Annotated in this window: 3 protein-coding genes; 1 reads left to right on the top strand and 2 read right to left on the bottom strand. The window is 47.6% G+C overall.

Annotation, left to right across the window (positions count from 1 at the left end):
* Positions 1 to 70 precede the first annotated feature (70 nt).
* Positions 71 to 2,269: a TonB-dependent siderophore receptor gene (locus tag PNC201_RS03640; protein ID WP_102056203.1), complete on the top strand. Its 2,199-nt coding sequence runs from the start codon at positions 71 to 73 to the stop codon at positions 2,267 to 2,269.
* Positions 2,270 to 2,411: 142 nt separating this feature from the next.
* On the opposite strand, the gene PNC201_RS03635 is transcribed toward PNC201_RS03640, so the two are convergent.
* Complete coding sequence (locus tag PNC201_RS03635) at positions 2,412 to 9,845, bottom strand: non-ribosomal peptide synthetase (RefSeq protein ID WP_102056202.1); 7,434 nt, start codon at positions 9,843 to 9,845, stop codon at positions 2,412 to 2,414.
* Entirely contained in the window at positions 9,845 to 13,228 is a 3,384-nt protein-coding gene (locus PNC201_RS03630; protein WP_102056201.1) for a non-ribosomal peptide synthetase, read from the bottom strand. Before PNC201_RS03630 ends, PNC201_RS03635 begins: the two co-directional genes overlap by 1 nt.

Genomic DNA, 13,228 nt, shown 5'->3' with positions numbered 1-13,228 from the left:
GTGATTGAGAAAAGCTCTGCTCAATCACCTCATAAATAAATCTGCTTCTCAAAAATAATAAGGAGTCTTTGTGAAACAACAACGCTCAACCCCATTGTTAACCCTATCACCAATTGCTGCCGCCATTTTAGGTTTAACACTGGTATCAACTGCACATGCTGAAGGTAACTCGCCAAGCAAACTAAAAGCGGTTACCGTCAATGCTGATGCCGACCAAGAAACGGCAACAGGTCCGGTTGAAGGTTACAATGCACGCCGCAGTGCAACTGGCTCAAAAATCGATGTTGCAATAATTGAGGTGCCACAAACCATCAATGTTGTCACCGCAGACAAAATTGAAGCCATCGGCGCAACGCGTGTAACAGAAGCATTATCATATACCGCAGGTGTAAATACCGCACCTTGGGGTGACTTACCACAATACGATTGGTTATACATTCGTGGCTTTGATGCTTATGCACCTGGTTTCTACCAAGATGGTCTACAGATCCGTAACAGTGGTAACTGGGGTTTATGGCAGACCGAAAGCTACGGTATGGAGCGTATAGAAATTCTTAAAGGCCCCTCTTCAGTATTATATGGTCAAAATGGTCCAGGTGGCGTCGTTAACCTAGTTAGTAAAATGCCAACGCCATTTTCGCAAAATGAGCTGCAGATCAAACTTGGCAATAACAGCCTCAAACAACTAGCCGTTGATATGTCAGGTCCAATTGACGACGACAGCGAGTATTTATATCGCGTGACAGGCTTAACCAAAAAATCTGATTTGAGTACCGATCCACTAGAAAACGATCGCGACTACCTAGCACTGTCAATGACTTGGCAACCAAGTAGCCAAGGGAAAATCACCTTTTATTCACAATACTACGACATTGAGTCTGGCGCTGCTTGGCACGCCTACCCAACAACAGGTACTATTTTACCTAACCCTAACGGCCAAATCCCGTTTTCAACATTGATTGGTGAGCCTGATTTCAACCGCTACAACCAAGAGCAGTGGGTAGTAGGTTATAAAGGCGAATATCATTTCAATGACAACTGGCAAATCAAGCAACACGCGCGCTATGCGGAATTTGACGTTGACTATGGCGTCATTTGGGGTAAATGGGCGCAAAAAAATGCTGATAACCCAAGTGACCCAGAAAACTTCCGTTACTTAGCCCGTACTCCACTATCAAGTAAAGAGAAAGTCAGCGGCGCTACTATCGACACGCATTTGATCGGTCAGTTTTCACACGGCAACGTAGAACACACATTACTCATTGGTGCCGATTATCAAGATACAGAGATTGAAGTGAGAGCGCGCTACGGCGGTGTGTTAGCTGATCTTGATATCTTTAACCCGACTTACGGCTCAAGTGTGATCCAACCTGAACCTAATATCAAGGGTGTTTCCAAGCTAGAGCAATTTGGTATTTATATCCAAGACCAAATCAAAATTAATGAGAAGATCATCATTTCTTTGGCTGGTCGTTGGGATGAAGCAAAGCTAAAAAATGAGACGCTAGAAGGTCAAGTAGACCCGACATCAGTGCGTACAGACAGAGAATTTAGTGCTCGCGCCGGGGTTGTTTATTTAGCTGACAACGGCTTAGCACCTTACTTTAGCTACTCTGAATCTTTTGCACCGACAACCAATGTTGACCCTGCTACCGCTCGTCCTTTCTCACCTGAAACAGGTAAACAATACGAAACCGGTGTGCGCTATCAACCAAAGGACTCAACTTCAAGCTATAGTGCAGCGGTATTTGAGATTGAACGTAGTGACTTCACTCAGTGGGTATGGACAACCGAACCTGCTGGCTACAAACAAACGGGTGCCGTCGTTGTGCGCGGTTTAGAGTTTGATACCTTTGTACAACCAACTGAAAAAATGAACTTAACCGCTTCTTACGCTTATATTCCTAAAGCGGATGTCACTGAGAGTGGTCTTGATCCAAGACTTGCTGACGAAGTCGGCAAACAGGATAAAGCAGTTTCAAAGCATCAGTTTAATATCTGGAGTGACTATCAACTTACTGACGACTTCACTGTAGGTTTAGGCGCACGTTACACGGGTAGTAACAAAGGTACTGGTGAAAAAGCACCTAAAACCGTTGAGGGTTACACCCTGTTTGATGCCATGGCAAGCTATGATCTGGCACAATGGCGCTTTGCACTGAACGTACGTAACCTAACTGACAAAAAGGTTATCGCTTCATGTGGTGAAACATCCTGCTCCTATGGCAGTCGCCGAAACATCGCATTAACTGCAACTTACCAATGGTAAGTGCTAGCAACTAGAGTTAACTCTCACAAAAACGGCGCTACTCAGCGCCGTTTTTATTTCCAAAGACAAACCTTCCAAAGACAACCCTAAAGATAAAAATAAAGCGACTTAGAGCCGCTTTATACTTTAACTTTAAACTTCGCTAGACACGTTCTAATATAGTGCAATCTTTAACCACCGCGAAATGTCCAACATCCAAGTCGTGAGACGAAACACTTTGGCTATTCAACCACTCGTACCACCATGCTTTATGCGCTTGCTCTCGACCTTTCATCCAAAATAGTTCAGCCTTACCGGTGTAAACAGGCAGCGTCTCAATATTGACAGCAGCCAAAAATAGCGGTTGGAAGGCCAGATATAAATGGTATAAGTCTTGAGCCGTTAACTGTCCGTAACCCGTCATAAACTCCGTCCTTGGGTGCTCAAACACTTGCTGCATCAACCTTTGAATGTCATCACTTGATATCTGCTGTTGAGCAGAACATTCAGCCAGCGTACTTTGTATTTCAACGTCTTGCATCAAGGCAAACCCACTTTCTTCGCTCAGTAATAAGCTGAAGAAAGTTTGTAGCTGCATCATTGGGCCTATTTGCTCTGCCAGTGTTGAGCGCTGTGCACTTGCATTAGGTGGCGAGTAAGGGTCAAGTAAAAGCAGCTGCTCTACTTGCTCACCTTGTTGTTCTAACTCAGCGGCAATAGCGTGCGCCAACACGCCACCTAAAGACCAGCCACATAAACGGTAAGGTCCGCGAGCTTGCACTTTGCGAATTTCGCTCAGATGCGATGCCACCAGTGCAGATAAATCAGCAGCTTGTCCAGTTAAAGAACCAGGCTGATAAGTCAGTCCGTACACCGTACGCTTGCCATCGAGATGCCTTGCCAAAGTGGTGTAGTCCAACACTTTACCAAAACCATCATGTAAGCAAAATAGCGCACTTGCAGCAGCTGATTTTTGATTCAGTGCGATAATAGGCTCGCTACAAAGTGTATTTCCAGAGCCGGTAGCGCCTTGCAACTCAGTCAACTGCAAGGCTAACTGACTCAGATCTGCGGTTTCAAACATGTGTTTTACCGCCATGTCAAAACCACGTTGGCGCATCAATGACACCACTTTTAGACATGCGATAGAATCGCCGCCAAGCGTAAAGAAATTAGCAAAACGACTGATATAATTGATTCCTAAAACCTCAGACCAGACTTGCGCCACACTTTGCTCCATGTCGTTTATTGGCGCAACAAACTCTCCGCTATCTTGCCAAACCGGTTCCGGTAAAGCGTCGCGGTCAATTTTCCCATTCGGGCTAAGTGGCAAGCGCTCAAGACTCAAAATGCTGTTTGGCACCATATAGTCAGGTAAGACTTTAGCTAAGATGCTTTTTAGCTCATCACTTGACTGTACTTGTTGAGACTGCACATAGCCGACTAAACGGTCGCCTGACGGCGAAGGCTTTGCCAATACAACGGCTTTTTGAATACCGCTAATACTTGCAAGCTGAGCTTCAATTTCTTCAAGTTCAATACGTAGGCCTCGGATCTTAACTTGGTGATCAAGTCGGCCCATGTATTCAATCAGTCCTTCTTTATTCCAACGCACCAAATCACCGGTACGGTAAAGACGACCACCTGATGCGGATATCGGATCGGCAACAAATCGCTCTGCGGTTAAGTCAGGGCGGTTAAGATAACCCCGGCTCAACCCTACTCCACCTAAATAGAGCTCACCTACTACCCCTTGAGGAACTGGCGTCAAGTATTCATCGAGTACGTAGCAACTGGTGTTTGAGATAGCACGACCGATTGGAATTGTGGTTCGTGGCGCTTGCGTAAACTCCCAGTTGGTCACATGAATTGTGGTTTCTGTTGGTCCATATAAATTATGCACCTTAGCATTTGGTAGTGCGGCGAACATACGTTGACGAAGTTCCGGTGGCGCAGCCTCTCCTCCTACCATAATGTTACGTAAATAGTTCTCTTCATTGGGGTTAGTTTGCTCAATAAAGGCTTGTAGCATCGTCGGTACAAAACTTGCTGTTGTAACTTGTTGCGCCTTGATAAGTGCAATTAATTTGTCTGGATCTTTATGATCTCCGGGTTCAGATACTACAATGCGGCCGCCTTGACTCAGTGGGAAAAATAGCTCCCAACAAGACACATCAAAGCCAAATGGTGCCTTATGTAACACCGCATCTTCCCGTGTGAGTTGATACTCGCGCTGCATCCACTGCATACAGCTAACCAGTGAGCGGTGACTAATAGCCACGCCTTTAGGTCGTCCCGTCGAGCCTGAGGTATAAATCACATAAGCCAGTTGCTCTGGGTGAGCATCGACAATGAGATTATCTTGGCTGTATGGCGCTAAGTCTATCTGTTGCCATACACACTGCGTGAGCTGCTCAGGGAATGGCGGCAGTGCATCTACCCCTTCAGCATGAGTCAATAGCAACTGTACGCCACTTGACGCCACAATATATTGCAAACGCTCCGCTGGATAATCTAAATCTAGTGGTACGTACGAGGCGCCCACTTTCATGATTGCCAACAGACTTATCACGGTTTCAACACTACGCCACATGCCCACAGCGACTCGGCTCTCTATACCCACGCCTCGTGATTGTAGATAATGCGCGAGCTGATTCGCTTGTTGGTTAAGCTCAGCGTAACGCACGTGATTGTTTTTAAATGTGACGGCAATAGCGTCAGGCTGTTTTTGCACCTGTGCTTCAAATAAGCGGTAGATCGCTTGCTGGGTGTTCTCTTTGGTGGTGTTTTCGCTCCACAAGCGCTGAGTTTGCCACGCATTGTCAGTCAACGCTTGCCAATCACCTAGCTGTCTTAGTGCAGGCTCTGCGACAAGCTGAGTCAACGCATTCAGTAAATAGCCACACAACTGCGCAGGTTCAACACTCGGTAGTGTTTGCGCTACGATGTTAAAGCCATCGCCAGCATCGTCAATAGAAACTCCAATAGGGTAATTGGTGCGTTCCTCACCGCCAAATACTTGCCAGCCATCATCGGTAACATAGAGCTTTTTCGAATCACCATGTTTGTGCGCATTTGGGCTATAGCGATAGTTCAACAGCGTCGAAAACAGCGGCGTTCCTTTCGCTACGTTGCTGCAAGATTGTGCTTTGGATAAGCTCGCACTTTCATGGCAAATAAGCGCAGTTAACAGCTGCTGCGCTTGTTGCAATCCTGATTTAAGATCTGCTTGGCGCAATCGAAAACGGATCGGCAATGTATTGATAAACATGCCAACAGCCCTATCGGCGCCTTCTCCACCTTGTGAACGGCCAAACATCACCGTGCCAAATACCGGATCATTTAGTCCGGTCAGCTTTTGTAGCACCATCGCCCAAGCTAGGTGGAATACCGCCGCAGCACTGGTGTTTTGCTTTACGGCAAGGTGGCGCACTTGGGCGGCCAGTGCTTCAGGCACGGCAGTTTCGTGCGTTAGAATGTCCTCACCTGTGCCCTTAATATCTAACAACCCAAATGGCGCAGTTGGCGTTTCTATATCCCCTAATAATTCGCTAAAGAACGTATTTTGCTCCGCTTCGGCCTCTGGGTTTTGCTGCGCTAGCGCCACAAAATGTCTAAACGGCACAGGCTCTGGCAGTAGCGCTACATTACCCGCTAAAATCATCTGCACTTCTTCAACGAGTACTTCTAAGCTGGTGTGATCCATCACTAAATGATGACTCGGCAGTTGCAACCAGCAGGTCTCGTCTTGCACTTCGGCAATAGCGATGGCGGCAATTAAAGGTGCACACTGTGTATTTAGTCTAAAGTGGGTTGGATCTACGGCTTCATTTAAGCGTCTTGCTGCTGCCGTTAAGCCCGCTTCATCAGCAGCTAATGGCGCATCACAGGCATAATCTAACCACTTGATTTCCACTTTGGCCTGACGCTGCACAACTTGCACAGGCTCAGGCAGGCCCTGCCAAAAAATGGCTGTCCGCAGAATATCATGACGGGCAATAACAAGGTTAAGCGCATCAACAAATGCACTTAGCTGCGCGCGGCTTTCAAAACGTAATAGATTAGGCGTAATGTAAGCGTCGCCTTTTTCTTGCAAAGTATGATGGAATAAAATTCCCGACTGCAGCGGTGCCAGCGGATAAATATCTTGGACATTTTGTACGCCCCCATCTACTTGCTCGACGACTTTAGCTATCTGGTCATTATCCAGACTGACCAATGGCAGCATTTCACTGGTGATAACAGCGGTATCCGTCGCAATCCCTGACCATGCGGTTTCTGGTGCCGTATCTTGGCGGTAAGGCGTAAGGGCAGCAGCGAAGTGTTTGAGCACTGGCTGACTAAATAGGGTTTTCACTTGTGCTTGCCAGCCAGCTTGGCGGGCACGCTCCACCAGCTTAATCGCCAGCAGTGAGTGGCCACCTAACGAGAAGAAGTTGTCATCCCTGCCCACTCGCTCAAGGCCGAGTAAATCTGCCCATAGGTGTGCAGCCATGGTTTCAGCCTCACCTATCGGTGCGCTGTATTCTTGCGCTTTGGCCCATTGCGGCTCAGGCAAAGCTTTGCTATCGACTTTACCATTGGCTGTCAGTGGCATTTTATCTAACACCACAAACGCATTGGGCACCATATAATCCGGAACATTTTCACCAAGCGCTTGAGCTAATTGCTGCTCATCTTGAATACTACCAGTTACGTAAGCGACCAATTTATCGCCAGTAGCCAAGTGTTTAACTAAGACTTTGGCTTCACGCACTTGAGGTAAGCGTCTTAACTGCTCGGCAATTTCACCCAGCTCTATTCTAAACCCTCTGATCTGTACTTGGTCATCGCTACGACCTAGGTATTCAATCTCACCGTTTTGATTCCAGCGCGCCAAATCACCAGTACGATACATCCTTTGGCCATTACCTAACACGCTGTCTGCAACAAAGCGTTCGGCGGTTAAATCTGGTCGGGCAAAATACCCTCTGGCCAGCTGGATGCCTCCTATGTATAACTCTCCAGTAACGCCCTCTGGCACGGGATTTAAACTGGCATCTAAAATATAGGTATGGGTTTGTGAAATACCTTGGCCAATAGGCGCCAAGCTTCTATTGTCGTTAATAAAAGGCCAGTGGGTTACATGAATTGTGGTTTCTGTTGGCCCATACAGGTTGTTCATCACAACATCAGGCAGTGCCTTGTATGTATCACGGAATAATTCAGCAGGCACGGCTTCACCACCACACATGATATGCCGCAGCGAGGTGCATTCAGCCACATCAGGTAGCTCGATAAAGGCCTGTAATAAAGCCGGAGGAAACGAGGTAATTGCGACTCTTTGCTGTTGGATAAGTCGCTTCAGTTCGAGTGGATCGCGTTGGTCACCAGGTTTTGCAACCACCACAGACATCCCTTCACTCAGAGGGAAGAAAATCTCCCAGCAAGACACGTCAAACCCAAAAGCGGCTTTGTGCAATACCGCTTCCTCAGGTTGTGGAGAGTATTGTCTTGCCATCCATGCCATGCAGTTACTCAGTGCACGATGGCTGATCGCAGCCCCTTTCGGGCGACCCGTTGAGCCCGAAGTATAAATCATATAAGCCAATTGCTCGGGATGAATAGCCACGTCGAGCGATTGGGCTGACAACGTTTGCCAAGGCAATTGTGCTAAGTTGACGACTGGCAGAGAAGCCAAATGGTGTGTGATCTGCGTATCTTTCAGCACCTCGGTTAATTTCGACTGTGCGTCAGGGTGAGTGATAATGGCTGTGAGTTGACTATTTTCTGCGATGTAAGCCAGTCGCTCTGGCGGATAATCTTGGTCCATAGGCACAAAGGCAGCGCCAGTTTTTAACACGCCTAATAACGTCACTACCGTATCCATACTGCGCTGTAGCGCTACACCGACTCTATCTTCGCGACCAATATTTAGGCTTTGAAGGTGCTGCGCAAGCTGATTTGAACGTTCATCCAGTTGTTTATAGCTCAACGTTAAATCTGCAAATACCGCTGCCACTGCATCTGGCTGGGTGTCAGCCAAACGGCTAAACTTTTGCTGCACTGGGGTGGTGTCTTCTAGTTGTGGATTTAACCCCCAACGCTGCCATTGCTGCGTTTCACTATCGTCTAGCAAGTTAATGTCACCAAGGGCCATAGTCGGCTCAGTGAGCAAGGCAGCAAGCACTCGCTCAAAGTGCTGACTCATGCGAACAATGCGTTGTGTGGAGATGGCCTTTTGATCGTAAGTAAAGGTCAACAAGCAAGCGCCTGCTCGGTTTTCATGAGCATCTAACACCAACTCAAACTGCACTTCTCCTGTGGTTGCGGGCAATTCACCCACTTTGAGCCCAGGCAACTGTTGTAACTGGCTTAAATCACCAAACTGATAGTTAAACAATATCTGAAATAACGGATGCACTTCGCTACTTCGCTCAGGTTGCAAGGCTTCAACTAATTGCTCAAAAGGTAAATCTTGATATTCTTGTGCTCCAAGTGTGGAAGCCTTTACCTGTGCTAAAACCTGTTGCAATGAAGTGCGGCTGTCAAAGCGGTTATCCTGCACTTGGGTATTGACGAATAAGCCGACCAAATTAGCGACTTCAGCCCGTTGTCGATTCGCGATTGGCGTACCGACACGGATCTGCTCCATCCCGGTATAGCGCTGTAGCAATACCTGAAATGCCGTCAGCAATATCATGTAATGAGAAACCTGATGGCTGGTGGCAAAAGTACCTAGCTGCTGCGTTAAGCTCTGTGGTAATTGCCAAGCGTGTGAGGCACCGCGAGCGCTGCCATGCTCTGAGTGTTGAGCTAAACCATTATCCACCTTAAGCTGTAACACTGGCTGTTCGTCACCGAGCTTTTGCTGCCAATACGCTAACTGACGCTCAAGCTCACCGGCCGTCATCCAGTCTTTTTGCCATTTAGCATAATCACCATAGGCAATATTCAGTGCTGGTAGCGCTGATTGGGCCAGCTGGCTCGATAAATCTCCCGATGCAATTTCAGCGCTAAGCAATTGGCTATACAGCGCGGCAAATTCTCCCACTAAAATCTGTAAGGAACCACCATCGGCAATAATATGATGCAGTACCACCACCAGTTGATATTGGTTTGGCGCAAGCGTGAGTAACCCCACACGGATTAAGTTGCCTTGGGTGAGATTGAACGGTGTGTTTAACCATTGCTGACGCACCGCATCAATGTTATCACCCGCTCCTACCTCTACCTGAAAATCATTGGCAATCTCGATTGGTTGCACCTGCTGCTTTACCTCAGCATCAACTTGTACAAATTGCGTGCGAAGCGAACTGTGACGAGCAATTAATAGCTGAAAAGCACGTGTCAACGCACTCAGGTTTATCTCACCTTCAAGCTGTAATCCCCCAGTGATGTGATACGCTGCACTGTCTGGGTCTAAATGCCATAAAAACCACTGACGTTGCTGTGCATAAGACAGCTCAGCAGCCTCAGCTGAGTGATGAAAAGGTAAAACGGGAAACTGACGCATGCTCAGCCCATCGGCTTGCACCTTTTGATATACCAGCTGACGTTTTTCTTGAGGTAACTGATGAAAGCGCTCAGCAATGCGTTGGATGACCTCACTGCTCATTATAGGTTCTCCAGAAATGCTTCTAAGTCGAGCAAGGCATCTTCTTGCTCTGGATTTGTTTGTGCTGAAATAATTGCAGCTAAGTCTTTTAGTATTGGATTCGCAAAGGCGTCGCGCACCGCAATGTCTACACCAAATTGTGCTTGGATTTGACTCAGGGTTTCCACCGCAAGTAAAGAATGTCCGCCAAGTGCAAAAAAGTTGTCGTCACGTCCGACTTTTTCAAGCTGCAGTACTTGCTGCCATATCTCGGCCAGTCCACTTTCGATTTCACCTTGTGGTGCCGCAAACGTTGAAAATTGCTGTAGCGATGGCTCAGGTAAAGCTTTACGGTCTAGCTTGCCATTCACGGTGAGCGGCAATTTTTCAAGCTGCACAAACACACTAGGGATCATATATTGCGGCAACTGAGTAGTGAGTTGCGAGTTAAGCGTATCAGGCTCAAGCTCAGCGTCATTTACCAACACCAAATATGCCACTAGTTGCTCGCCACCAGCGCTACTTTTCACTAACACCGCAGCATCAACTACATTGGCTAATTGCCTTAATTGGCTCTCTATTTCGCCCAATTCAATCCGCAAACCACGGATCTTCACTTGCTGATCTAAGCGGCCTAAAAACTCAAGTTGACCTTCATCATTCCAAACTACCTTGTCGCCAGTGCGATACATTCTAGCGCCTTGGCTGTTGCTACCGGCAAATGGATTCGCGACAAAACGATCGGCACTGAGATCCGGTCTAGATAAGTAACCACGCGCCAAGCACTCACCGGCAAGATATAACTCTCCTGCCACCCCTATCGGCACTTGATTGAGTGCACCATCCAATACATAAGCTTGTATGCCAGAGATAGGTTTACCAATTGGAATTACGTCATCTTGCTGGTGACACTGCCAGCTTGTCACCTCTATCGCCGTTTCTGTCGGTCCATAAAGATTGTGCAGTGCCGTTTGTTCAAAGTAGCTAAAAAATTGCTGTTGGGTTTGCAAGGTAAGCATTTCACCGCTCGTAAATACTTGGCGTAAACTTGGGCATAAGGCTTTTCCGCCCAGCGCATCGCGTGAGCTGCTTATCCCCGTCATAAATGCTTGCAACATGGAGGGAACAAAGTGACAAACCGTCACCGCTTCTGTTTCAATAAGTTGCCGAATTTGTGACGGTTCTTTGTGTTGTTCTGGCGCTGCTAATACTAGGCTTGCACCTTGCGTTAATGGCCAGAAGAACTCCCAAATAGATACATCAAAACCAAATGGCGTTTTTTGCAACACCCTATCACTGCCTTGAAGCTGATAGCGAGTTTGCCCCCAAGCCAAGCGATTTGCGACGCCACGATGTACACATGCAACCCCTTTGGGCTTGCCCGTCGAGCCTGAGGTATAAATCACATAGGCTAAGTTATCTAAATGGATTGTCACATTGGGTGCTGTGGTTGGATAAGCGCTTAACTCTAAGTGCTCAAGCCATGTTACTTGAGCGCTGATATTCTCTGCCAGCTGTGCTTTTACTGAAGCATGACTCAAGATACAAGCACAGGCGCTTTGCTCAATAATATAGTGTAAGCGTGCCTCGGGCAGTTGAGGCTCGATTGGTACGTAAGCCGCGCCCGCTTGAAGCGTAGCCAGCATCGCCACCACCATCTCAATGCTGCGCTCAAATAGCAATGCCACTTTCGACTCATGGCTGATATTTTGCGCCACCAAATACTGTGCTAATTGATTTACCCGTTGCTGTAATTCAGCATAGGTGACAGACTCGCCCATAAACCTTAACGCAATCGCGTCTGGGGTTTTCTGTGCCTGAAGCGCAAATGCTTGAGGTACGCTAAGCAAGCTTGCTGAAGTTTTACCGCCAGATTCAAGCGCCGCTAAAGCCGCCTTCCGCTCGGCACTCATCAGTAAAAGATCGCGAATTTGAGTCTCTGGAGCTTGGCAAAAGGTGCGCAGGAGCGACTGATATTGCTCGTCAAATGTGGAGATCCAAGCCGCTGAAAGTTTATTGCTATCAACACGCCATTGTAATTGCACGCCACCATCACTTAGCTCGGTTGTATCTAGCGCAAGGTCACACATTATGCCCTGAGTCAAACTAAAGTAATTGGTCAACGAGGCACCATGCAATTGTGCTAAACCACTGCTGCTATCTTTGAGGTGATTGAACATCACTTGATAAGGCGTTGCGCCCTGCAAGTTAGGTTGAAAACGCTTCATCAGTGAGTCTATGGGGATGTCTTGTTGCGCTTGGATTGCTAATGCCTGTTTGGCACAGTTACGCAATAGCTGCTGTAGCGTTAATTCACCAGCAACAGGCAAGCGCATCAGCTGTATATTAACAAAAAAGCCAACCACACTATGGGTAGCAAACTGGTTCCGATTTGCCACCGGAACCGCCGTCAGCAGCTCATCTTCGTTTGTGTATCTATGCAGCAAAGCTTGATACGCAGTCAATAACACGACGAATAGCGAGACCCCTTGTTCACGCGCAAATTGTGTGACTTGTGCTGCCAATTGCGCGGGTAACTGAGTAACGAGTTGCTCTGCCTTAGGTACACTATTTGCTGAGTTTGTCACACCGAGTTCAACCACAGGCAAGTGACCTGTGAGTTGTTGCTGCCAAAATTGCCACTGCTGCTGCACTTGCTCAGCATCACTGTTAAGCCAATCATTTTGCCACTGAGCAAAGTCAGTATAATCTAACCGGTTCGCGTCATGGGTGATGGGTTGAGCGAGACTCGCTTTTTGATAAATTTCAACGAAGTCTTTAATAATCAAACTCTTCGACCACGCATCACTAATTATGTGGTGCATCACGACTAAGAGTACATGCTGTTCTGGAGCAAACTGCAACCACTGCATTCGCATCAAAGGACCTGTCCGTAAATCAAAGGGCGTTGCAGCGAAGCGCGCTAACCTTGCTTTATAAACCTGTTCCTGCGCTTGTTCGCGACTCAGCTCTGTATCATGTGCTTGCAGTGCTGCGACTTCAGCGGCTAATTCGTGTTGCTCTACCGATTCCAGCGGTAAGCGCAGTGTCGGCAAAACCACTTGCGCAGGTTTGGCGCCTTCCCCTTCAACAAACTGAGTACGAAGCCCAGCATGGCGCTCGGCTAAGTGATCTAAGCTTGCACGCAGCGCGTCTTTGTCTAGATGGCCACTTAAACACATCCCCCCACCAAGGTGGTATGCGGTATTTTCAGGGTTGATCAACCACTCAAACCACAGCCTTTGCTGCGCCGCCGATAACGGCGCTTGAAGTTTGCCAAGTTTTTTAATTACTGGCGCACTCGACTGAACCGGCTGTTTATCCTCGAGCTGTTTAAGCATGGCTTTTTTCTGCGCCAGTGTCATATTGCCTTTGCGCGCTGCCAATAGTGCATTGATCGACAT

Source organism: Pseudoalteromonas sp. NC201, from assembly GCF_002850255.1.
In the GTDB taxonomy this organism is placed as follows: domain Bacteria; phylum Pseudomonadota; class Gammaproteobacteria; order Enterobacterales; family Alteromonadaceae; genus Pseudoalteromonas.
This window is presented reverse-complemented; position numbering and strand designations above follow the sequence as displayed.

Excerpts from the sequence above, each read along its gene's own strand:
- PNC201_RS03635 (WP_102056202.1), bottom strand. The coding sequence starts at position 9,845 with ATGAGCAGTGAGGTCATCCAACGCATTGCTGAGCGCTTTCATCAGTTA.
- PNC201_RS03630 (WP_102056201.1), bottom strand. The coding sequence starts at position 13,228 with ATGTCGATCAATGCACTATTGGCAGCGCGCAAAGGCAATATGACACTG.